Consider the following 21,412-nt stretch of genomic DNA (forward strand, 5'->3'; position numbering starts at 1 on the left):
GCTGCGGCTGTGGTCAGGTGAATAGGGATGAATGATCTACCGATGGATGGTTTTGCGACCACCAACGAAAATTCGGCGATGGTGCTGCTGGTCGATGATCAGGCGATGATCGGCGAAGCGGTGCGTCGTGGCCTGGCCCACGAGGAGAACATCGACTTCCACTTCTGCGCCGACCCGCACCAGGCCGTGGCACAGGCGATGCGCATCAAGCCCACGGTGATCCTCCAGGACCTGATCATGCCGGGCCTGGATGGCCTGACCCTGGTGCGCGAGTACCGCAACAACCCGGCCACCCAGGACATCCCGATCATCGTCCTGTCGACCAAGGAAGACCCGCTGGTCAAGAGCGCGGCATTTGCCGCCGGGGCCAACGATTATCTGGTCAAGCTGCCGGACACCATCGAACTGGTGGCACGCATTCGCTATCACTCACGTTCCTACCTGACGCTGCTGCAGCGTGATGAGGCCTATCGCGCGTTGCGGGTGAGCCAGCAGCAGTTGCTCGACACCAACCTGATGTTGCAGCGGCTGATGAACTCCGACGGCCTGACCGGGCTGTCCAACCGCCGCCACTTCGACGAGTACCTGGAGCTGGAATGGCGCCGGGCGATGCGGGAACAGCAGCAGTTGTCGCTGCTGATGATCGATGTCGACTACTTCAAGGTCTACAACGACAGCTTTGGCCACCTGGCCGGTGACGAGGCCCTGCGCCAGGTCGCCGAAGCCATTCGTGGCTCCTGCTCGCGGCCGACCGACCTGCCAGCGCGCTATGGTGGCGAGGAGTTCGCCTTGGTGCTGCCCAATACCTCGCCCGGCGGGGCGCGCCTGGTCGCCGAGAAGCTGCGCCAGACCGTACATGGCCTGGCTATCCCGCACACTGCGCCGCAGGCCGATTCGCGCCTGACCGTCAGTATTGGCCTGGCGACGCAGACGCCACCGCTGGGCAGCCATTGCCGGCAGTTGATCTCGGCGGCGGACAAGGGCTTGTACCTGGCCAAGGACAGCGGCCGTAACCAGGTTGGGATTGCCTGAACGGGCCTCACCGTCGGCTCGCCGACGAGGAGGCCATTCGGATTTCTACCGCCCGGCGGGTCTGCCGCCGAGCCCCAGACTCAGTTATACTCCCCGGCTTTTCACCGAATTCGCGCGAGTAGCCAGCCCATGGAAATCCAACCGATCCTGAACACCATCAAGGACCTCACCGAGCGTTCCCAGTCCATTCGGGGGTATCTTTGACTACGATCACAAGCATGACCGCCTGATCGAAGTCAACCGCGAGCTGGAAGACCCGGCCGTCTGGAACAAGCCCGAGTATGCCCAGGCCCTGGGCCGCGAACGTGCCATGCTGGCCCAGGTCGTCGAGACCCTGGACAAGCTGTCTGGCGGCCTGGCCGACTGCAAGGACCTGCTCGACATGGCTGTCGAGGAAAATGACGAAGGCGCGGTAAGCGACGTCGTGACCGAGCTGCAAAGCCTGGAAGAGAACCTGGCTCAGCTTGAGTTCCGTCGCATGTTCAGCGGCGAGATGGACATGAACAACGCCTACCTGGACATCCAGGCCGGCTCGGGGGGTACCGAGGCGCAGGACTGGGCCAACATCCTGCTGCGCATGTACCTGCGCTGGGCCGACAAGCGCGGTTTCGACGCCACCATCATCGAGCTTTCCGAAGGTGAGGTCGCCGGCATCAAGGGCGCCACCGTGCACATCAAGGGCGAGTACGCCTTCGGCTGGCTGCGCACCGAGATCGGTGTGCACCGCCTGGTGCGCAAGAGCCCGTTCGACTCCGGTGCCCGTCGCCACACCTCGTTCTCGGCGGTGTTCGTGTCGCCCGAGATCGACGACAAGGTCGAAATCGAGATCAACCCGGCCGACTTGCGTATCGACACCTACCGCTCCTCGGGCGCCGGCGGTCAGCACGTGAACACCACCGACTCCGCGGTGCGTATCACCCACGTGCCGACCAACACCGTGGTGGCCTGCCAGAACGAACGCTCCCAGCATGCCAACAAGGATACCGCCATGAAAATGCTGCGGGCCAAGTTGTACGAGCTGGAAATGCAGAAGCGCAACGCCGCCTCTCAGGCGCTGGAAGACAGCAAGTCGGATATCGGCTGGGGTCACCAGATTCGCTCCTACGTGCTTGATGACTCCCGCATCAAGGACCTGCGCACCGGCGTCGAGCGCAGCGATTGCCAGAAGGTTCTGGACGGCGACCTCGACCAGTATCTGGAAGCGAGCCTCAAGCAGGGGCTGTAAGCCGCACACCACCGCCGCGATACCAGGCCGCCCGCCGGTATCGCGTGCCCTGCCCGAAAAGGGCAACGAATACCTGATGGAAAGAATGACGACATGAGCGACCTCAAGACCGAATCGCAAGACCTGCAACAGGAAGAAAACACCCTGATCGCCCTGCGCAAGGAAAAGCTTGCCGCTGAGCGCGAGAAGGGTCAGGCCTTCCCCAACGACTTCCGCCGCGACAGCTACTGCAACGACCTGCAGAAGCAATACGTCGACAAGACCAAGGAAGAGCTGGAAGCTGCAGCGATCCCGGTCAAGGTTGCCGGTCGCATCATGCTCAACCGTGGCTCGTTCATGGTCATCCAGGACATGACCGGCCGTATCCAGGTCTATGTCAACCGCAAGACCCTGCCGGAAGAGACCCTGGCTGCGGTCAAGACCTGGGACCTTGGCGACATCATCGCCGCAGAAGGTACCCTGGCGCGTTCCGGTAAAGGTGATCTGTACGTCGAAATGACCAACGTGCGCCTGCTGACCAAGTCGCTGCGCCCGCTGCCGGACAAGCACCACGGCCTGACCGACACCGAGCAGCGCTACCGCCAGCGCTACGTCGACCTGATGGTCAACGAAGAAACTCGCCACACCTTCCGTGTGCGTTCGCAGGTGATCTCGCACATCCGCAAGTTCCTCACCGAGCGCGACTTCCTTGAAGTCGAAACGCCGATGCTGCAAACCATTCCCGGTGGTGCTGCCGCCAAGCCGTTCGAAACCCACCACAATGCCCTGGACATGGCCATGTTCCTGCGCATCGCGCCGGAGCTGTACCTCAAGCGCCTTGTGGTCGGCGGGTTCGAAAAGGTCTTCGAGATCAACCGCAACTTCCGTAACGAAGGCGTTTCGACCCGGCACAACCCCGAGTTCACCATGCTCGAGTTCTACCAGGCCTATGCCGACTACCGCGACAACATGGACCTCACCGAAGAGCTGTTCCGCGAGCTGGCGCAGTTGGTGCTGGGCAGCACCGACGTGCCGTACGGCGACAAGGTGTTCCACTTCGGTGAGCCGTTCGTGCGCCTGTCGGTGTTCGACTCGATCCTCAAGTACAACCCGCAGTTGTCCGCCGCCGACCTGCAGGACGTCGACAAGGCCCGTGAGATCGCCAGAAAAGCCGGTGCCAAGGTGCTTGGCCATGAAGGCCTGGGCAAGCTGCAGGTGATGATTTTCGAAGAACTGGTCGAGCACAAGCTGGAGCAGCCGCACTTCATCACCGAATACCCGTTCGAAGTGTCGCCGCTGGCCCGTCGCAATGACGACAACCCAGCCGTGACCGACCGCTTCGAGCTGTTCATCGGTGGCCGCGAAATCGCCAACGCCTATTCCGAGCTCAACGATGCCGAGGACCAGGCCGAGCGCTTCCTGGCCCAGGTAGCGGAGAAGGACGCCGGTGACGACGAGGCCATGCACTACGATGCCGACTTCGTTCGCGCCCTGGAGTACGGCATGCCGCCGACCGCTGGTGAAGGCATCGGCATCGACCGCCTGGTGATGCTGTTGACCAACTCGCCGTCGATTCGCGATGTGATCCTGTTCCCGCACATGCGTCCGCAGGCCTGAGTGAACTGAACAAGCCGCCTTTCGAGGCGGCTTTTTCTTGCCTGAAGCTTTATGTTGTTTGTACTGACCCATGAGGTACCCCCCGTGACACCCGCCATGCCTCACCAGGGCGCCGCCGGCATCGCCACCGCCGTCGCCGAAAGCGTGCAGTACCAGGGTCGCAAGACCGCCCGCCAAGGCAGCGAGCAGCGCCGCCAGCTGATCCTCGATGCCGCCATGCGCATTGTCGTGCGTGATGGCGTGCGCGGGGTGCGCCACCGTGCGGTGGCCGCCGAGGCCGGTGTGCCGTTGTCGGCCACCACTTACTACTTCAAGGATATCGAGGACCTGCTCACCGATACCTTCGCCCAGTACGTCGAACGCAGCGCGGCCTATATGGCCAAGCTCTGGGCCAACACGGAGGTGGTCTTGCGCCAGCTGCTTGCCCAGGGCGACAGCAGCGCGCAATCTCGGGCACGCCTGGCAGACGAAGTGGCGCGCATGACCGCCGACTACGTTTCGCGGCAATTGCTCAACCGCCGCGACTTCCTCATGGCCGAGCAGGCCTTTCGCCAAGAGGCGCTGCTATGCCCGCGCCTGGCCGAACTGGTGCGCGCCCATGAGCAGATTCTGCTGCATGGCACACGGCAGCTGTTGCAGGTGGTCGGCTCGCAACAACCGGAGCAGGACGCCCAGATGTTGACGGCGATTATCGAGCAGATGGAATATCAGGGCCTGCTCAAGGATGCCGATGCGCAAGCCGATGGGCAGATGCTCGCTATGCTTACCCGTTACCTTCACCTGGTGTTGGCATCGGCCTGAGCCTGGTGCGAACTTTTCAAGGAGAACCTGATGAAAGCCTGGCGTGTGGTGTTGTTGACGTTGTCATTCCTGCTGCTGGGCGGTTGTCTGGTGACCTTCCACGAGCCGCTGCCGAGCAATCAGGCGGCGCCCAAGGCGTTGCTGGGCAAGTGGAGCAGCAAGGATGCCTGGGGCGAGCCCCTGAAGCTGGTCATCAGCCGCACGGGCGGCGATGCCTACAAGGCCGTGGCGACCGCCAAGGGTAAGAAGCCTGAAGAATATGTCTTCACCGTGTCGCGCCACGGCAACCGCTGGTACCTTTCGGCCGGTGTGCCCAAGCGCCTGGGTGGCAACTTCCTGATTGGTGGTTTCGATATCGTCGATGGCAAGGAACTGGTGGTCTACAACCTTGACGTCGAGCAGGTGCAACAGGCGGTCGAGAAGAAGGAACTGACCGGGCGCAGCGTCGAAGTGCCCGAGGACAACGGTGACGGCGTGCTGATCGACAGCCCGTCGGCGCGCGTGCTGGCGTATCTGGATGACCCGGCCAACTCCGACCTGTTCGTCGAGGTGGCGCGCTTCCAGCGCAGCGGCAAATGACCCTGCCGGCGTTTTTGCCGGCATGCAAGGAGTCCTGAGTGGACGAGTATCAGCAAACCATCCGCGCACTGTCCGACCGCATCGTGGCGGCGCAAACCCCGATCCGTGTGCTTGATGCGGTGAAGTGGGATGACAACATCCGCCAGGGCTTCCTCAAGGCCAAGGGCAAGGAGCCGCCGGCGGTGGACCGTGCCTATTACCAGTCGCGCCCGCTGGCGTTCGATTCCAGCGCGGTCAAGGCCGAATTCCAGAGCATCGAGCGCGACATCACCCGACGGCTGGGCCAGTTCAACCCGGTCGGGCAGATCATGCGGCGCATGTGCAAGGAGTACCGCATGGTGGTGCGTATGCTCGAAGCACGCGGCACCGAGGACTTCGGGCTGATCTCTCAGGAACTGTACGGCGCCGCCTCCGACGCCTTCCACGCCGGTGACCCGACCCTGGCCGACCTGGGCCTGATGCTGTCGGACTACCTGAACAACATCGATGGCCGTGGCGACCTCAAGGATGAACCGAAGAACCTGACCGCCAAGGAGGCCGTGGATATTCTCCAGCGCCGCCTGAACAAGGTGTTCGGCGAGGCCGAGGAAACCATCCGCGTATTCGAGTCCGATGGGATTGTTGCCGATGCGGCGGCGGGTGCCGACTACATCAAGGTCCGTGCCGACGCCATGTTCAACAGCCGCGACGTGCGGGCGCTGGAGGTGCATGAAGGGCTGGTGCACGTGGGCACCACGCTCAACGGCCTCAACCAGCCGATCTGCACCTTCCTGGCCAAAGGGCCGCCTTCGTCGACGGTGACCCAGGAAGGCCTGGCGATTCTCATGGAGGTGATTGCCTTCGCTTCCTACCCCAGCCGCCTGCGCAAGCTCACCAACCGGACCTGCGCCATCCACATGGTCGAGGAGGGCGCCGATTTTCTGCAGATCTTCGAGTTCTTCCGCGCCCAGGGCTTCGAGATGGCGCAGAGCTACAGCAATGCCAGCCGGGTGTTCCGCGGCTCGGTGCCCGATGGCCTGCCATTCACCAAGGACTTGTCCTACCTCAAGGGCTTCATCATGGTTTACAACTACATTCAGTTGGCTGTGAAGAAAGGCAAGCTCGAGCAGATTCCGCTGCTGTTCTGCGGCAAGACCACCCTTGAAGACATGCGCACCTTGCGCCAGCTGGTCGAAGAGGGGCTGGTCGAGCCGCCCAAGTACCTGCCGGAGCAGTTCCGTGACCTCAATGCGCTGTCGGCATGGATGTGCTTCTCCAACTTCCTCAACCACTTGAGCCTGGACCGTATTGAAGCCGACTACGCGAACATTCTCTGAATGCTGCCGTTGCCTGGCCCTGAGCTTGGCGTTGTTGGGCCTGGGTGGCTGCAGCAGCCTGTTGTTCTACCCGGAGCCGGGTCAACCGTTCACCCCTGAGCGGGCCAGGCTCGAGTACCGTGATGTCACCCTTGTAACTGCCGACGGCATCCGCCTGCACGGCTGGTGGCTGCCGGCCAAGGCAGGCGTCCAGGCCAAGGGCACGGTCCTGCACTTGCATGGCAACGGCGGCAACCTCGCCGGGCACTTGGGCGGCAGCTACTGGTTGCCGGAGCAGGGTTATCAGGTCCTGATGATCGATTATCGAGGCTATGGGCTGTCCCAGGGCAAGCCCAGCCTGCCGCAGGTCTACGAGGACATCGCAGCGGCCATGGCCTGGCTTGACCAGGCCCCGGAGGTCAAGGGCAAGCCCTTGGTGCTGCTGGGCCAGAGCCTCGGCGGCGCGATGGCCATTCATTACCTGGCGGCCCATCCGGAACAACGCCAGCGCTTCAGCGCACTGGTGTTCGACGGTGTGCCGGCCAGTTACCGGGATGTAGGGCGTTTCGCCCTGAGCACGTCATGGATGACCTGGCCGCTGCAGGTGCCGCTGTCGTGGCTGGTGCCGGACGGCGACAGCGCGATCCGCTCGATCGAGCGCCTGAGCAGCCCTCCCAAGCTGTTCTTCCACAGCATCGACGACGACCTGGTGCCCATGGACAACGCTATCCGCCTTTACCAGCACGCACCGCCGCCGCGGGTGCTGCAACTGACCCGGGGCGGTCACGTGCAGACCTTCGCCGACCCGGTGTGGCGCCAGGTGATGCTGCGCTTTCTCGATGACCCGAGCCATTTCAACGGCCTGCGGCGACTTGCCGAAGTGCCCAATTACCCTGACGAGAAGAATAAGCAATGAGTGAAGAACGCAACGCCATCCCGCTGATCCTGACCGGTGTAGGCAGCATCATCGTGACGGTGGGGGCCCTTTGGTACTACGGCTACCTGCATTTCGCAAAGCCCGAGGATGCCCTGCTGCTGCAAGAGTTCACAATGCTCAAGACCGTGCCAGGGGAGGATTACAAGGTGTCGTTGGACCCTGCGCCGCAGGTCGCGCAGTGTATCGACGGCGTGCTGGTGCTGTTCGATACCCAGCAAAAAGGCCTGACGGGTGTGTTGGTGGACGAGCGCAAACGGGCTGTGCGTTGCATGGGGGAAGAAACCCCGCAACAACAACAGTGAGCGACGTGTACCCAGGCGCGCCTGGCTTTTGGAAGGGTCGCCCATAAAAAACCCCGCCATCACGGCGGGGTTCTGCTTTCAGCTAACCAGGCTTATTGCGCTTGGCTTACCGAACGCGGTGCCACTGGCTGGTTGTCGTTGGAGATGGTCACCTCCACGCGACGGTTTTGCGCACGGCCAGAGTTGCTGGAGTTGTCCGCTACCGGATACTCCTTGCCATAGCCCTGGGCGACGATGCGCGCCGGGTCGACGCCAGCACGTACCAGTGCCATGCGTACGGCACCGGCGCGACGCTCCGAGAGGGTCTGGTTGTAGTTGGCCGAACCTACGCTGTCGGTGTAACCCTCGACGATCACCTTGCGCTCAGGGTTTTCCTGAAGGAACTGAGCCAGCTTGGTGACGTTGGGCAAGGCGCTGCTCTTGAGCTCGGCCTTGTTGAAATCGAACAGCACGTCGCCGAAGGTCACCAGGGTGCCACGGTCGGTCTGCTTGGCGTTGAGGCTGTCCCGCAGCTTGGCGATCTGCGCATCGCGTGCATCGAGCTTGGCCTGTGCGCGCTGGGCGGAGGCGTTTTTCAGCTCGTTTTCGGCGGTACGCAAGGCGATGGTCTGCTTGGCCACTTCGACGCGCTGGTTGGTCAGGTAGGCCAACTGGTCGACTTTCTTGGTGTCTTCACGGTCCATGTAGGCCTTGTCGGCCTTGTTCAGCCAGTCCTGGGCGTCCTTGGTTTCAAGGGCGGCGACTTTGCTCGATTGTGGATCGCTCTGCAGCGCCGAGAAGTTGGTGCGGGCCGATTCCAGGTTGGCGTTCGGGTCGTGCGAGCAGGCAGCGAGGCCGACGCTCAGGGCCAGCAGAGCGGGAATCATGACGTAATTGCGCATAGTGTTCATCCTTTGATCGAGTGCGAAGGCTAAGGCAGGCGGGGCAGGGCTCACTGAGCGCTGCGCAGGCCTTCCTCACGTACGTCCTGAACGCCCTGGCGGGCATCCTGCACGGCCTTCTGGGCCTTGGCCGCCTGGGCCTTGCGTTCGGCGAGGCGAGCGTCCCATTCGGCCTGTTCGGCCAGACGCTTGGCGTCGTCGTACTTTTTGTCATGCATGGCGATTTCGGCCTGCTTGAACTTGTCCTGTGCCGCTTTCATTTCAACGGCAGCGTACTCAGTACCGCCAGCGCTGACGGCAGAGTTCACGGCGGACTGGGTAACGGCGTACTGCTCGGTGGGCGGGTTGCCCGCACAGCCGGCCAGGACCAGGCTACTGCCCAGGGCCAGCGCGGCCAGCTTGAACCCGCGCACATGAGTGGATGAAAGTTTTGAAGTGCGGGTCTTCATGGTGGTCAGCTCCATTGGATCACTCCTGATAACGACGATGTCCGTAGCAGTCCATCGCTCAATCCCTGACATTCCGCGGTGTTTCAGCCTAACGGTGCACAACGCAGGTGTGCAGGGTTTTAGCGTGATGGCTATTGGCTGTGACTGATAGCTTTTTAGAATAGTTCAGAAAAAATTGCCAATTTTGAGCGGGAATTTGTGACTAGTAAGTCACTTATCACGGCGCCTGCGTGCCGAAAAAACCGTGTAGGTGCGTGGCCCGTTGCGGGCTGGCGAACAGCTTCGCAACGGCCCATGCGCAGGTTATTCGTCGGTGTTGCTCAGTGCTTGCAGATGGCGCCGTGACAAGGCCAGAAAGCGCGGAGTAGAGCCTATGTCTTCGTACAGCGGGTCGCCCTCTTCGTCGGTAGAAATGACCTTCTGGCCCTGTACGTAAGGAAAGCTGGCTTCCAGTTCTTCCAGCGCGGCAGCAACCAGTTCACCGAGCAGCTCCTCAGCGGTGCGCTTGGGGTACATGTCGATGAGCGCGGCCAGCCTGGCCTCCGATTCGAGGTCCAGGTGCAAGGTATGGCCGGTCGGGCTCAAGGTGCCGGCGGCATTCTGTTCCCAGTGCTGGGCGAGTTCGCGGATTTTCATGATGACCTCTGTAAACGCCTGCAAAGGCTGCATTGCATCGGACTGTGGTGCTCTCACTTTAGTTTGCTTTGCCTGATCGTGGCTTGCCATGGGACCCCGCCTGTGGGCACTCTTGAACCCGTGCTGTTTTCTGAACAGAGCGCGGGCGAGCCGCGCCGAAGAGAGGGCCAATGACCGATATCGATGTACGCCTGCGTGAAGACGTCCATGTGTTGGGGGAGTTGCTCGGCGAGACCATTCGCCAGCAGCACGGTGAGGCGTTCCTGCAGAAGATCGAGGACATCCGCCACAGTGCCAAGGCCGACCGCCGCAGCGCGGGCGAGCAACTGAGCTCGACCCTGGCCGACCTTGCCGAAGAAGACCTGCTGCCGGTGGCGCGGGCTTTCAACCAGTTCCTCAACCTGGCCAACATCGCTGAGCAGTACCAGTTGATTCGCCGCCGTGATGCCGAGCAGCCCGAGCCTTTCGAAGCCCGCGTCCTGCCCGAATTGCTGGCGCGCTTAAAGCAGGCCGGGCACAAGGAAGATGCCCTGGCTCGGCAACTGGCCAAGCTCGATATCCAACTGGTGCTTACGGCGCATCCGACCGAAGTGGCGCGGCGCACGTTGATCCAGAAGTACGATGCCATCGCCGGCCAGCTGGCGGTGCAAGACCATCGTGACTTGACCTGCGGCGAGCGTGAGCAGGTGCGTGAGCGGCTGCGACGGCTGATCGCCGAGGCCTGGCACACTGAAGAAATCCGCCGCACCCGGCCGACCCCGGTGGATGAAGCCAAGTGGGGGTTTGCAGTTATCGAGCATTCCCTGTGGCAGGCCATACCCAACCATCTGCGCAAGGTCGACAAGGCGTTGTTCGAGGCCACCGGCCTGCGCCTGCCGCTGGAAGCCGCACCCATCCGCTTCGCCTCCTGGATGGGCGGCGACCGTGACGGCAACCCCAACGTCACCGCCGCCGTTACCCGTGAGGTGCTGCTGTTGGCACGCTGGATGGCTGCCGACCTGTTCTTGCGTGACATTGACGCGTTGGCCGCTGAGCTGTCGATGCAGCAGGCCAGCAGTGCGGTGCGCGAGCGGGTGGGGGACAGCGCCGAGCCATACCGCGCCGTGCTCAAGCAACTGCGTGACCGCTTGCGGGCGACGCGTGCCTGGGCCCATTCGGCATTGACCAGCAGCCAGCCGGCCAGCGCCGACGTGCTGGTGGACAACCGCGACCTGATCGCCCCGCTGGAGCTGTGCTATCACTCGCTGCATGAATGCGGCATGGGTGTGATCGCCGATGGCCCACTGTTGGACAGCCTGCGCCGGGCGGTAACCTTCGGGCTGTTCCTGGGCCGCCTGGACGTACGCCAGGATGCAGCACGACACCGAGATGCGCTGTCGGAGATCACTGATTACCTGGGCCTTGGTAGCTATGCCGATTGGGACGAAGACACCCGTATCGCGTTTCTGCAAACCGAACTGAAAAACCGTCGGCCACTGCTGCCAGCGCATTTCCAGCCCCAGGCTGACACCGCCGAGGTGCTCGCCACCTGTCGTGAAATCGCCGCAGCGCCAGGTGCATCGCTGGGCTCGTATGTCATCTCGATGGCGGGTGCCGCATCCGATGTGCTGGCGGTGCAGTTGCTGCTCAAGGAAGCTGGCCTGACTCGGCCCATGCGGGTGGTGCCGTTGTTCGAGACCCTGGCCGACCTGGACAACGCCGGGCCGGTGATGGAGCGGTTGCTGGGCCTGCCGGGCTATCGCGCCGGGCTGCGCGGGCCGCAGGAGGTGATGATCGGCTACTCCGACTCGGCCAAGGATGCCGGCACCACAGCGGCGGCCTGGGCGCAATACCGCGCCCAGGAGCACTTGGTACGCATCTGCCGCGAGCATCAGGTCGAGCTGCTGTTGTTCCACGGCCGTGGCGGTACCGTCGGCCGAGGGGGTGGCCCAGCCCACGCGGCAATCCTGTCGCAGCCGCCGGGCTCGGTGGCGGGGCGTTTTCGCACCACCGAGCAGGGCGAGATGATCCGTTTCAAGTTCGGCTTGCCGGGCATCGCCGAGCAGAACCTCAACCTTTACCTGGCAGCGGTGCTGGAAGCCACCTTGTTGCCACCTCCACCGCCGGAGCCTGCCTGGCGTGCGCTGATGGACCAGCTGGCCGCCGATGGTGTCAAGGCCTACCGGGCCGTTGTGCGAGAGAACCCAGATTTTGTCGAGTACTTCCGCCAATCCACACCGGAGCAGGAGTTGGGGCGGCTGCCGCTGGGCAGCCGACCGGCCAAGCGGCGCGCTGGCGGCATCGAAAGCCTGCGCGCGATTCCGTGGATTTTCGGTTGGACCCAGACGCGCCTGATGTTGCCAGCCTGGCTGGGCTGGGAAACGGCCCTGAACAATGCCCTGGCCCGTGGGCAAGGCGAGTTGCTTGCGCAGATGCGTGAGCAGTGGCCGTTCTTCCGCACCCGCATCGACATGTTGGAAATGGTGCTGGCCAAAGCCGACGCGCAAATCGCCGAGGCCTACGACGAACGTCTGGTGCAACCGGGCTTGCTTGCTTTGGGGGCGCATTTGCGCGACCTATTGTCGCAGTCCTGCCAAGTGGTACTGGGCTTGACGGGGCAGCCGGTGCTACTGGCGCACAGCCCTGAAACCTTGGAATTCATCAGTCTGCGCAACACCTATCTGGACCCACTGCACCGCCTGCAGGCTGAGTTGCTGGCCCGTTCGCGCAGCCGTGAAGCCGCTCTGGACAGCCCATTGGAGCAGGCCTTGCTGGTGACGGTGGCCGGGATTGCCGCGGGCTTGCGCAACACCGGCTGAGGTCAAGGGGCTGCGCCTGTACCCAGTGGCGTGGGATCGGCCGAGGCAGTGTCGGGAGGGTGGTTGCACCGGGCGCAACCACCTGCAACCCAGCGTGCGCGTGGGACATTCCTGCACCTTTGGGACGCTTGTCTGGCTGCCGGGCGCTGTGTATCTTGAGCAGCCTTCTGACCGATTTATGGTCATACCCGATTTTCCGGACTTGGCCCTGGTCGCCGAATCCATTGAATTTCATAAAAAAATTTGAGGAGCACGAGATGCGCGTAATTCTGCTGGGAGCTCCCGGGGCCGGTAAAGGTACTCAGGCAAAGTTCATCACCGAGAAGTTCGGTATTCCACAGATCTCCACCGGTGACATGCTGCGTGCCGCCGTCAAGGCCGGCACCCCGTTGGGCCTGGAGCTCAAGAAAGTCATGGATGCCGGCCAGTTGGTTTCCGACGAGCTGATCATCAGCCTGGTCAAGGAGCGCATCGCCCAGCCGGACTGCGCTAACGGCTGCCTGTTCGACGGTTTCCCACGCACCATTCCGCAGGCTGAAGCCATGGTCGCTGCCGGTGTCGACATCGACGCCGTGGTCGAGATCGCCGTGGACGACGAAGAGATCGTTGGCCGCATGGCTGGCCGCCGCGTGCACCCGGCCTCGGGCCGTACCTACCACATTCAGTACAACCCGCCGAAAGTGGAAGGCAAGGACGACGTTACAGGCGAAGACCTGATTCAGCGTGACGACGACAAGGAAGAAACCGTGCGTCATCGTCTCTCGGTCTACCACAGCCAGACCAAGCCGCTGGTGGAGTTCTACCAGAAGCTCTCGGCCGCCAACGCCGGCAAGCCCAAGTACAGCCACATCGAAGGCGTAGGTTCGGTCGACTCGATCACCACCAAGGTGCTGGCTGCTTTGAGCTGATCCATCACCGTGCGTCACAACGGCCCGCTTGCGGGCCGTTGTCGTTTCAGGGCTGCAATCCACGGCCCGCCGCGGCCCCTGTAGGAGCGGCCTTGTGCCGCGATGGGCCGCAAAGCGGCCCCGGCAATTTCTGCGGCGAAGCTGAAATCGTGGGGCCGCGTTGCGCCCCATCGCGGCACAAGGCCGCTCCTACAAGGGCCGCGTTGCGCCCCATCGCGGCACAAGGCCGCTCCTACAAAGGCCGCACAGCGCCCCCTCGGGACACAACGCCGCTGCTGCTCTATACTGCCGCTCTTTTCATTCGCACCTGGATACCCGTTCGATGACCACCCTGCTGGCCCTGGATACCGCCACCGAAGCCTGTTCCGTTGCGCTGCTGCATGATGGCAAGGTAACCAGCCATTACGAGGTGATCCCGCGCATGCATGCGCAAAAGCTGCTGCCAATGATCAAGCAGTTGCTGGCGGATGCCGGGGTGGCCTTGAACGACCTCGACGCTATCGCGTTTGGCCGTGGCCCTGGCGCCTTCACCGGCGTGCGTATTGCCATAGGTGTAGTGCAGGGTCTGGCTTTTGCATTGGAGCGCCCGGTCTTGCCGGTCTCCAACCTGGCGGCACTGGCTCAGGGCGCTCTGCGTGAACAAGGTGTGCAGCAAGTCGCAGCGGCGATTGATGCTCGTATGGGCGAAGTCTATTGGGGCTGCTACCAGGCGGTGGCCGGTGAGATGCGCCTGCAAGGGCTGGAGGCGGTGCTGCCGCCGGAGCGCGTGGCGTTGCCAGAGGGCAGCCATGGTCAATGGTTCGGCGCCGGTACGGGCTGGAGCTACGCCGAGCAGTTGGCGGTGCAGGCCAGTGCCAGCAACCCCGCGGCGTTGCCCAATGCCCTGGATATTCTCACCCTGGCCAATTTCGCCTGGGCCCGCGGCGAGGCCATCGCCGCCGAGCAGGCGCAGCCGGTCTACCTGCGTGACAACGTCGCCACCCCCAAGGCACGTTGAGTGCTGTTCGTCGGTTATCGCGCTTGACGATAAGACCTTTGCTGCGAAGTGTGGTCCAGTTATCACGGGAGCATTAGCGGCGCGGGCCGGATGCTGCTAAATTGCCATCACTGGTCCTGAGTACTCATTCATGCGTATCGACGGTTTCTCATCGCAGTCTTATCCCATCAAGCGCATGCCGCGAAAGGCGCCGGTGCGCGATGAGACGATTGACGATGGCGAACTGATCGAAGAGGGGGACGCCGCCCAGGAGGCGACTCCACGTCCCCGTTCGGGAGGTTTACCAGCTCGCCAGCAGGACATGGTGTTCCCTCGCGCTCGCGATCGGCGCACGGCAACCGCCCTTGCCAGTTACCTCAGTACTGCAGGCTTTACTGACTGGGAAATGGAAGTACTGGGGCTCGACCTGTACATTTGAGGGATGACTCTATCCCACCTGCCTTATTTTCTCGGTTGTCCGTCGTGGAGTGAAAACGCCTGGCGCGACTATCTGTATCCCGCTGATGCCCGCACCAACGAGTTCCTGGGTTTGTACAGCCAGGTGTTCAACGCGGTGGAGGGTAACACCACCTTCTATGCCCGCCCTGCGCCGGCTACCGTCGCACGCTGGGCTCAGGTGATGCCTGCGCACTTTCGCTTTACCGCGAAGTTCCCCGGTGACGTAAGCCACGAGGGCGACCTGCGTGACCGGCTCGAGTCAGCCTTCGACTTCACACGGCTGCTGGCGCCGCTTGGCCAGCGGGTATCGCCGTACTGGCTGCAACTGCCGGCCCAGTTCGGCCCAGCGCGTTTGGCAGAGCTGGGCGCCTTTCTCGATCAGATTGGGGTACCGGTGGCGGTGGAGGTGCGCAACCAGGCGTTCTTCGCCAAAGGTGAAGAAGAGCGCCTGCTCAACCGCTTGCTGCATGAACGTGGCGTGGAGCGCATCTGCCTGGACCCGCGTGCACTGTTCAGTTGCGCCTCGCGCGAGCCTGCCGTGCTTCATGCCCAGGCCAAGAAACCCAAAGTGCCGCCGCGCCCGGCGGCGTTCAGCCAGCACCCGCAGGTGCGTTTCATCGGCCACCCCGAACTCGAAGCCAACGAACCCTTCCTCACGCCGTGGGTGGAAAAGGTCGCCCGCTGGGTAGAGGAGGGGCGCAGCCCCTATGTCTTTCTGCATACCTCTGACAATCGCCTGGCAGCCGCGTTGGCCCAGCGCTTCCATCAGCGGCTGATGGCCCGCCTGCCTGGCCTGGCGGCTTTGCCGGAATTGCCGCGCGCCCCTGAGGTCGAACAACTGGGACTACTCTGATCTTTCCCCGACCACCCGGAGGTTGTGACCATGGATGTACAAACCCTGCGCGCTGAAGCCTTCAAGGCGCTGCACGAGCGTGATGGCGCCTTCGTCATCCCCAACCCTTGGGATGCCGGCTCCGCCAAGCTCCTTGCCAGCCTTGGCTTCGAGGCGCTGGCCACAACCAGTGCGGGCCTCGCCTTCAGCCTCGGGCGGCCGGACGCCGAGGGCGCCTTGAGCCTGGATGAAACACTCGACAACGCCGGGCATATCGTTGATGCGACGGCCCTGCCGGTTGCGGCCGATCTGGAAAATGGCTTTGGCGACCTGCCCGAGGCCTGCGCCCAGACCATTCTGCGCGCCGCCGAAACGGGCTTGGTGGGAGGGTCGATCGAAGATGCCAGTGGCCACAGCGATGCGCCTATCTATGACTTCGGCCTGGCGGTGGAGCGGGTGCGTGCCGCCGTGCAGGCCGCGCGCAGCTTGCCATTCCCGTTCACGCTCTGTGCCCGTGCGGAGAACCTGCTGCACGGGCGCATGGACCTGGACGACACCATTCTGCGCCTGCAGGCCTATGCCGAGGCGGGCGCCGATGTGCTGTATGCGCCAGGGCTGCGCAGCGTCGACGAGATCCGTGCGGTGGTGCAGGCCGTGGCGCCGAAACCGGTGAACGTGCTGATGGGGCTGGCAGGCGTGCCGCTGAGCGTCAACCAGTTGCAGGACCTGGGCGTGCGCCGTATCAGCGTAGGCTCGTCGTTGGCCCGCGTGGCACTCGGGGCACTCCAGCGCGCGGCGCTGGAGATACGCGACCAAGGTACGTTCGGTTATGGGGAGCAGGCGTTGCCCTTCGCCCAGCTCAACGACCTGTTCCGCCGCTGAGGCGGCGTGCGCACACTGGCTTGGCTGGGTGGGCTGCTGCTGATCGCGGCGGGCCTGGCCTGGCACCATGGCTGGCGCCTGCCGGACGCCTGGAACCCTTGGGCGGTGCTGGATGTGCGCCAGCCACCCAACCTGTTGACCCCTTACAAGCTGGCACGCCTGCGCGACGATCCAGGGTTGTGTCGCCAGGCGCTGGAAACCAGCGATCTGCGCTTCAAGGCGCAGGCCGACAGCCCGGCAACGGCCAACTGCCCGCTGCGCAATGTGTGGCGTATCGAGCGGGGGCAGGCGCGCCTGGGCAGCAGTTTTCTCGCCACCTGCCCGCTGGCGGTGGCGTATGCCTTGTTCGAGGTGCACGGCCTGCAACCCGCGGCGCAAAGGGTATTCGGCGAGCCCGTGGCGCAGGTCGAGCACCTGGGCAGCTTCGCTTGCCGCAACGTCTACCACCGCAAGCAGGGGCGGCTGAGCCAGCACGCCACGGCCAATGCCCTGGACATCAGCGGCTTTCGCCTGCAGGGCGGTGAGCGCATCGTGCTCGCGCGGGACTGGCAGACCGGTGGGCAGAAGGCGCAGTTTCTGCGCGAGGTTCAACAGGCGGCGTGCGAAAGCTTCAGTACGGTGCTGGGCCCGGACTACAATGCGGCCCACCACAACCACTTTCACCTGGACATGGGGCGCTGGCAGGTGTGCCGCTGATCTCAGGCGTGGACGCGGACGTTGTTCAGCACCACTGGACGTGCCCAGTGAATGTCGAATTCCAGGTCGTTCTGCTGCTTGGCTATCGACGCGTCGTCGAAGGGTTCTGGCGCCGGGTCGAGCAGGTTCATTTCCAACTCGGCGATTGGCAGGTGCAGCGGACGCGGCGTCGGCCCCGGGCCAGGTTCAGGCAGCGGGTGGCCCTGGCTCATGACCACCGGGCGCAACCAGCTGTTGCTGAGGTCGAGCTGGCGCTGTTGCTGGATCAGTTCGGCAGCACTGAAGGGCTCTGGGGCAGGTTCGAGCAGGTTGGCCTCGAGTTCGGCCTTGGGCAGGAACAGCGGCTCGGGTGGCGCAACGATGGTGTCGTGCACTGGGCAAGCGCGCTGGGCGTCAATCAGGGCCAGGGCCTTGGCCCCGCCCAGTGGCTCGCCGCTGTCTTTGTCGTATTGCATCAGCGCCTGGCTGACGCTGTCTGTCCCATCCCCTTGCTGTTCGGCCATGGCACGGGCGAAGAAATCCTGCCACAGGTGGCTGACGCCCCCGAGTGCCTGGGTATTCTGCCGACCGTAGTTGCCGACAGGCGACAGGTAGGTCAAGCCGATGGGAAGAGTATCTGTCATGGCAGTCGCGCGCGTTGTGCTCTGGCAGAATAGCGGGATATTGCCTGTATCGGCCGATGCTGCCGATTCATTAAGGGCTTGGTTTGATTTTTTAGGTGTGGACGATGGAAGAGCAAGGCACGGGGATCAGGGTCGAAGCGATGTCGGCTGAGTACGCGCAACAGGCTACGGCATGGGCCGAGCGCCTGGGCCTGCCGCTGCAGGACGCTACCGCCGGCTTCGCCGTACAGGTAGGTGCTCAAGGCCTGCAGATCCAGCAACTGGGCCCGCAGGCGCCTGGGCCGGTGCGTGTGGACTTCGTTGAAGGCCAGGCCGCGCACCGCCGCCAGTTTGGCGGTGGCAACGGCCAGATGATCGCCAAGGCCGTGGGTATTGCCCAAGGTGTCCGGCCGCAGGTGCTCGATGCTACGGCTGGGTTGGGCAAGGATGCGTTCGTGCTGGCCAGCCTGGGCTGCCAGATGACCCTGATCGAGCGCCAGCCGCTGGTTGCCGCGCTGCTGGAGGATGGCCTGGCGCGGGCGCGATCGGATGAAGAGGTGGGGCCTATCGTCGGGCGCATGCGCCTGCTGACGGGAAACGCCATCGAGCGCATGCGCGCCTGGGAAGGGGAGGCGCCGCAGGTGATCTACCTCGACCCGATGTTCCCGCACCGGGACAAGAGCGCCTTGGTGAAAAAGGAGATGCGCGTGTTCCGGCCATTGGTGGGTGATGACTTGGATGCCCCGGCTTTGCTCGAGGCCGCTCTGGCCCTGGCCAGCCACCGGGTCGTGGTCAAGCGCCCACGCAAGGCGCCGATCATCGACGGGCCCAAGCCCAGCCATAGCCTGGAGGGCAAGTCGAGCCGGTATGACATCTACCCGAAGAAGGCGTTGAAGGGCTAGCCTTCACGCAGAGCGCCTCAGGCGCTCTTGCGGTGTCGCGAATAGTGCTGGGGCCGCTTTGCGGCCCTGCACAACACAAGGCCCTCCTATAGGGGGTCGCACACGTCAAGCGGTAGATCTTTCAAGGGTGGAACGCCCGCAAGAACACCCCCACCACCTCGCGCACATGCGCCTCGGCCTCGTCCCGCTCCAGTGGCCCCGCACACCCCAGCAACAACCGATAATCGGGTGCACCCTTGACCAGGCAGAAGAAATGCTCGGCCGCCTGCAATGGGTTGGTAATGCGCAATAGCCCACGCTCATCAATCCCGCGCAGCAGCGCTTCCATGCCTGCCAGCACCCGTTTGGGTCCCGCTTCGTAGAAGAATTCGCCAAACCCCGGGTCCTGGCTGCCCAGGGCCATGATCAGCCGGCTCAGCTTGACTGCCTCGTCACTGCTGACCAGCGCCTGGAAGCTGCGTGCAATGTTCAGCAGCACGTCCTCCACCGCCGCGCCTTCGGGATACTCGAAGATCAGGTCGGGCAGTTGGTTTTGGCAGGTCGCCATTACCGCCGAACTGAACAGGGTCTGCTTGTCGTTGAAGTGGCTGTACACGGTGAGTTTTGAAACACCTGCCGCCGTAGCGACCGCATCCATGCTGGTGTTGGCATAGCCAAGGCTGAGGAACAGTGTCTTGGCGGCTTCGAGGATCGCCTCGCGCTTGGCGAGGTCCTTGGGCCGGCCGGGGCCGATGGGTGCGTCGTTGGGCATTGGAGTCCGCATCTGGGTGAGAAGGCGCTCATCTTACCGGCTAAGGCGGCTTCCGGCTGCAAGGAACGACCAATCGCTGAGGGTGATTTCGTGGTTTTTCACGATCTTCTGGATCGTCCGGCTTATGAAACAGAAGGTTAAGAGGGCGCTGGTCAGTATGGCAGAGAACGTTGTTTCATCGAAGTTGAGATTTTTTGGGAAGTGAAGCAATAGGGATGCGATTCAGCAAATTGTTAGAGAGCTTGGCAGCTACGCAAATTTTCTCAAGAGAGCCGAAGGCGATCCATCTGTAGGGATAGGGCAATATCGGGTATCAGAAGCCATCAGAGGACTGAGGCCAGGAGAGGGGAGGGGGGGAGCCGTTAGACACGGTTGTTTACATACCCGTAAAGATCTTCCGTTGCCGGCAAATCCTCAAGATGCCTTTTTCAGTGGCGTATTTCGCCGCCAGCCAGTCCAAAAAACCCTGCCTAGGAAATGTGATAAGTCCATTAAGATAATTGTTATCACTGCGGCTGAGTGGGTTCAAGGTTTTGCTCTGTATTGAGTTTTCAATATCCTTGATATTTACTTTGTGTATGCTAAGTGCTTCGCGGAAAGTAATGTATGTGTTGTGGTGTTCGATAACCTTTGTCGCATCATCTTTCGTTATCAGGGTGGAGGAGATGAGTTGAATGTAGGGTACGAAGTTGGTTTTTAGGTAAACATTGATCGTCATTTTGGCTGAGCATCCGATCGCTTCAGATAACTCTTGAAGCTTAAAGTAGTTGCTTCTCCAAGCAATTGCGTTTGGTATGCTTGAGTCCACGCAGTATTTGCGTGTTGGTACGTCATTTTTGCCGCGGTAGAATTTAGCTTCGATAATTCCCATGTCGGCAAGGAGGCGCATGTCTCTTGTATCAAGGTCGAGCTGTAATGCGGCATCAGCAAGAGTTACTACTGACTCGGTTTGCTGTTCTTGAGAGGTGTGAGTCAGTTTGTTGATATAAGGGGTCAGTGCATCTGGAACTGAGTCGCGGAGATAAAGTTTAACCTGGAGCCTAAACGGGAGGATGATTACCTCGCAGGGCGTGGATGCTAGTAATGTGTGGATGTGTTGATAGCTAAGGTGTGAGTTACGTTTGATTTGCGTGGCCATAATATAAGTATCTGCAAAATGCTGCACCTCTTGCTTTGAAACTAAAGCTTGCTTGTGGGTGAGCAGGTTGAGACTCTTCAGATAGCCGGACTTTGCGAAAGTTGTTACATAGCTGATAGGGATTTCAAGTAGTATTGCGGCTTCACTTAATGTTATCAAATCAATATCTTGATTTGTGTCTGGGGAATAATCCGTGGAATCCCACGGGATCTCAGGCATGCTCAAAAACATTTCGCAAAGATTTTTACTGTGTGTTAAACAGCGATATTTCGGCGCCATCGGATCGATTTCAAGTAAACCTTCTGATATCAGTTGCGCTCGATTGCGAACGCTGCAAGTCAACATGATGGAATCTGCGAATCTAAAGTTTAGTTTAGAACAATCGCAATCTTGGTTGTGGGCTTGGGGTCTGCTTTGCTGGACTTGGTATAGGTATTCAGTAGCATACTTGCGCAAGTGGCTGTTCTTACTGCAAAGAAGCGGCGTGAGGATGGCGCGCCGATGAAGGGATGGATAGAGTTTTTGGATTTTACCTATCGCCTCAAAAAAATTTCCTCGTCCTCCTGATGCAATTTGAAAACAACTGTTTGTGATCACGCTGTAATTGCGAGAGGTGCGGAAATATTGAAAAGCGGCAATGCAGTCCTCTTCCTATCATCAAGAAATGGGTGAGCTCCTCGCTTCCAATCATTCGGCCCAGTAAGACCCACACCCCAATCGTAGTAAGAGTTCGGG

General features: G+C 62.0%; 22 protein-coding genes. 16 read left to right on the forward strand and 6 right to left on the reverse strand.

Going from position 1 to position 21,412, the window contains the following annotated elements:
• The first annotated feature begins 27 nt into the window (after positions 1-27).
• From wspR to L6D80_RS07135, 8 genes are all read left to right on the forward strand, one after another.
• Entirely contained in the window at positions 28-1,032 is a 1,005-nt protein-coding gene (wspR, locus tag L6D80_RS07100) for a Wsp signal transduction system regulator diguanylate cyclase WspR (protein WP_054902154.1), read from the forward strand.
• A gap of 129 nt (positions 1,033-1,161) precedes the next feature.
• Positions 1,162-2,257, forward strand: a protein-coding gene (gene prfB / locus L6D80_RS07105) for a peptide chain release factor 2 (RefSeq protein WP_156358090.1) whose coding sequence is annotated in 2 segments (ribosomal slippage) — positions 1,162-1,233 and positions 1,235-2,257 — 1,095 coding nt in all. Because the reading frame shifts where the segments join, the coding sequence is not laid out codon by codon here.
• Positions 2,258-2,350: 93 nt separating this feature from the next.
• On the forward strand, positions 2,351-3,853 hold the full coding sequence (lysS, locus tag L6D80_RS07110) for a lysine--tRNA ligase (RefSeq protein ID WP_054902152.1): 1,503 nt from the start codon (positions 2,351-2,353) through the stop codon (positions 3,851-3,853).
• A gap of 96 nt (positions 3,854-3,949) precedes the next feature.
• The gene (locus L6D80_RS07115) at positions 3,950-4,654 is read left to right on the forward strand and encodes a TetR/AcrR family transcriptional regulator (RefSeq protein ID WP_054902151.1); all 705 of its coding nucleotides are present in this window, start codon (positions 3,950-3,952) and stop codon (positions 4,652-4,654) included.
• A 30-nt stretch (positions 4,655-4,684) separates the two neighbouring features.
• Positions 4,685-5,233 (forward strand): hypothetical protein, encoded by a 549-nt coding sequence (locus tag L6D80_RS07120; RefSeq protein ID WP_176513155.1) that lies wholly within the window; start codon positions 4,685-4,687, stop codon positions 5,231-5,233.
• A gap of 38 nt (positions 5,234-5,271) precedes the next feature.
• Complete coding sequence (locus L6D80_RS07125) at positions 5,272-6,549, forward strand: flavohemoglobin expression-modulating QEGLA motif protein (RefSeq protein WP_176513157.1); 1,278 nt, start codon at positions 5,272-5,274, stop codon at positions 6,547-6,549.
• Positions 6,521-7,444: an alpha/beta hydrolase gene (locus L6D80_RS07130; protein WP_176513159.1), complete on the forward strand. Its 924-nt coding sequence runs from the start codon at positions 6,521-6,523 to the stop codon at positions 7,442-7,444. The genes L6D80_RS07125 and L6D80_RS07130 overlap by 29 nt, the downstream gene beginning before the upstream one ends.
• Positions 7,441-7,767 (forward strand): PA3694 family proteiin, encoded by a 327-nt coding sequence (locus tag L6D80_RS07135; protein WP_054902147.1) that lies wholly within the window; start codon positions 7,441-7,443, stop codon positions 7,765-7,767. Before L6D80_RS07130 ends, L6D80_RS07135 begins: the two co-directional genes overlap by 4 nt.
• A 92-nt stretch (positions 7,768-7,859) precedes the next feature.
• On the opposite strand, the gene lptF is transcribed toward L6D80_RS07135, so the two are convergent.
• The 3 genes from lptF to L6D80_RS07150 form a co-directional block, all read right to left on the reverse strand.
• The gene (lptF, locus tag L6D80_RS07140) at positions 7,860-8,648 is read right to left on the reverse strand and encodes a lipotoxin F family OmpA-related lipoprotein LptF (RefSeq protein WP_054902146.1); all 789 of its coding nucleotides are present in this window, start codon (positions 8,646-8,648) and stop codon (positions 7,860-7,862) included.
• Positions 8,649-8,698: 50 nt separating this feature from the next.
• Positions 8,699-9,112, reverse strand: coding sequence for a DUF4398 domain-containing protein (locus tag L6D80_RS07145; RefSeq protein WP_054902145.1), 414 nt, complete (start codon positions 9,110-9,112; stop codon positions 8,699-8,701).
• A 288-nt stretch (positions 9,113-9,400) separates the two neighbouring features.
• Positions 9,401-9,733, reverse strand: coding sequence for a hypothetical protein (locus L6D80_RS07150; protein ID WP_054902164.1), 333 nt, complete (start codon positions 9,731-9,733; stop codon positions 9,401-9,403).
• A 170-nt stretch (positions 9,734-9,903) separates the two neighbouring features.
• Between L6D80_RS07150 and ppc the strand changes: the two genes are divergently transcribed.
• From ppc to L6D80_RS07185, 7 genes are all read left to right on the forward strand, one after another.
• The gene (gene ppc, locus L6D80_RS07155) at positions 9,904-12,531 is read left to right on the forward strand and encodes a phosphoenolpyruvate carboxylase (RefSeq protein ID WP_176513161.1); all 2,628 of its coding nucleotides are present in this window, start codon (positions 9,904-9,906) and stop codon (positions 12,529-12,531) included.
• 257 nt (positions 12,532-12,788) lie between these two features.
• Positions 12,789-13,439, forward strand: a complete 651-nt coding sequence (gene adk / locus L6D80_RS07160) for an adenylate kinase (protein WP_054902143.1) — start codon at positions 12,789-12,791, stop codon at positions 13,437-13,439.
• A 322-nt stretch (positions 13,440-13,761) separates the two neighbouring features.
• A complete protein-coding gene (gene tsaB / locus L6D80_RS07165; RefSeq protein WP_054902142.1) occupies positions 13,762-14,436 on the forward strand; it encodes a tRNA (adenosine(37)-N6)-threonylcarbamoyltransferase complex dimerization subunit type 1 TsaB in 675 nt (224 codons plus the stop codon).
• 130 nt (positions 14,437-14,566) lie between these two features.
• Entirely contained in the window at positions 14,567-14,854 is a 288-nt protein-coding gene (locus tag L6D80_RS07170) for a hypothetical protein (protein ID WP_054902141.1), read from the forward strand.
• A 3-nt stretch (positions 14,855-14,857) separates the two neighbouring features.
• Positions 14,858-15,727, forward strand: a complete 870-nt coding sequence (locus L6D80_RS07175; protein WP_054902140.1) for a DUF72 domain-containing protein — start codon at positions 14,858-14,860, stop codon at positions 15,725-15,727.
• 30 nt (positions 15,728-15,757) lie between these two features.
• Positions 15,758-16,588, forward strand: a complete 831-nt coding sequence (locus L6D80_RS07180; protein ID WP_054902139.1) for an isocitrate lyase/PEP mutase family protein — start codon at positions 15,758-15,760, stop codon at positions 16,586-16,588.
• A 6-nt stretch (positions 16,589-16,594) separates the two neighbouring features.
• On the forward strand, positions 16,595-17,284 hold the full coding sequence (locus L6D80_RS07185) for an extensin-like domain-containing protein (RefSeq protein WP_176513163.1): 690 nt from the start codon (positions 16,595-16,597) through the stop codon (positions 17,282-17,284).
• 2 nt (positions 17,285-17,286) lie between these two features.
• Here L6D80_RS07185 and L6D80_RS07190 read toward each other — a convergent pair whose 3' ends face one another.
• Positions 17,287-17,907 carry an energy transducer TonB gene (locus L6D80_RS07190; protein WP_176513165.1) on the reverse strand — a complete coding sequence of 207 codons (621 nt, stop codon included), beginning with the start codon at positions 17,905-17,907 and terminating at the stop codon, positions 17,287-17,289.
• Between the two features lie 104 nt (positions 17,908-18,011).
• Between L6D80_RS07190 and L6D80_RS07195 the strand changes: the two genes are divergently transcribed.
• Positions 18,012-18,788 (forward strand): class I SAM-dependent methyltransferase, encoded by a 777-nt coding sequence (locus L6D80_RS07195; protein ID WP_054902136.1) that lies wholly within the window; start codon positions 18,012-18,014, stop codon positions 18,786-18,788.
• A gap of 121 nt (positions 18,789-18,909) precedes the next feature.
• Here L6D80_RS07195 and L6D80_RS07200 read toward each other — a convergent pair whose 3' ends face one another.
• Both L6D80_RS07200 and L6D80_RS07205 read right to left on the reverse strand, forming a co-directional pair.
• Positions 18,910-19,551, reverse strand: coding sequence for a TetR/AcrR family transcriptional regulator (locus tag L6D80_RS07200; RefSeq protein WP_176513167.1), 642 nt, complete (start codon positions 19,549-19,551; stop codon positions 18,910-18,912).
• Positions 19,552-19,915: 364 nt separating this feature from the next.
• Positions 19,916-21,274: a hypothetical protein gene (locus tag L6D80_RS07205; RefSeq protein WP_176513169.1), complete on the reverse strand. Its 1,359-nt coding sequence runs from the start codon at positions 21,272-21,274 to the stop codon at positions 19,916-19,918.
• Between the last annotated feature and the right edge of the window lie 138 nt (positions 21,275-21,412).

It is taken from the genome of Pseudomonas ceruminis, from assembly GCF_021602025.1.
Lineage (GTDB): Bacteria > Pseudomonadota > Gammaproteobacteria > Pseudomonadales > Pseudomonadaceae > Aquipseudomonas > Aquipseudomonas ceruminis.

Coding starts and splice junctions, on each gene's coding strand:
- L6D80_RS07195 (WP_054902136.1), top strand. CDS start 18,012: ATGGAAGAGCAAGGCACGGGGATCAGGGTCGAAGCGATGTCGGCTGAG.
- L6D80_RS07175 (WP_054902140.1), top strand. CDS start 14,858: ATGACTCTATCCCACCTGCCTTATTTTCTCGGTTGTCCGTCGTGGAGT.
- tsaB (WP_054902142.1), top strand. CDS start 13,762: ATGACCACCCTGCTGGCCCTGGATACCGCCACCGAAGCCTGTTCCGTT.
- wspR (WP_054902154.1), top strand. CDS start 28: ATGAATGATCTACCGATGGATGGTTTTGCGACCACCAACGAAAATTCG.
- ppc (WP_176513161.1), top strand. CDS start 9,904: ATGACCGATATCGATGTACGCCTGCGTGAAGACGTCCATGTGTTGGGG.
- L6D80_RS07180 (WP_054902139.1), top strand. CDS start 15,758: ATGGATGTACAAACCCTGCGCGCTGAAGCCTTCAAGGCGCTGCACGAG.
- L6D80_RS07170 (WP_054902141.1), top strand. CDS start 14,567: ATGCGTATCGACGGTTTCTCATCGCAGTCTTATCCCATCAAGCGCATG.
- L6D80_RS07145 (WP_054902145.1), bottom strand. CDS start 9,112: ATGGAGCTGACCACCATGAAGACCCGCACTTCAAAACTTTCATCCACT.
- adk (WP_054902143.1), top strand. CDS start 12,789: ATGCGCGTAATTCTGCTGGGAGCTCCCGGGGCCGGTAAAGGTACTCAG.
- lptF (WP_054902146.1), bottom strand. CDS start 8,648: ATGCGCAATTACGTCATGATTCCCGCTCTGCTGGCCCTGAGCGTCGGC.
- lysS (WP_054902152.1), top strand. CDS start 2,351: ATGAGCGACCTCAAGACCGAATCGCAAGACCTGCAACAGGAAGAAAAC.
- L6D80_RS07135 (WP_054902147.1), top strand. CDS start 7,441: ATGAGTGAAGAACGCAACGCCATCCCGCTGATCCTGACCGGTGTAGGC.
- L6D80_RS07115 (WP_054902151.1), top strand. CDS start 3,950: ATGCCTCACCAGGGCGCCGCCGGCATCGCCACCGCCGTCGCCGAAAGC.
- L6D80_RS07190 (WP_176513165.1), bottom strand. CDS start 17,907: ATGACAGATACTCTTCCCATCGGCTTGACCTACCTGTCGCCTGTCGGC.
- L6D80_RS07200 (WP_176513167.1), bottom strand. CDS start 19,551: ATGCGGACTCCAATGCCCAACGACGCACCCATCGGCCCCGGCCGGCCC.
- L6D80_RS07120 (WP_176513155.1), top strand. CDS start 4,685: ATGAAAGCCTGGCGTGTGGTGTTGTTGACGTTGTCATTCCTGCTGCTG.
- L6D80_RS07150 (WP_054902164.1), bottom strand. CDS start 9,733: ATGAAAATCCGCGAACTCGCCCAGCACTGGGAACAGAATGCCGCCGGC.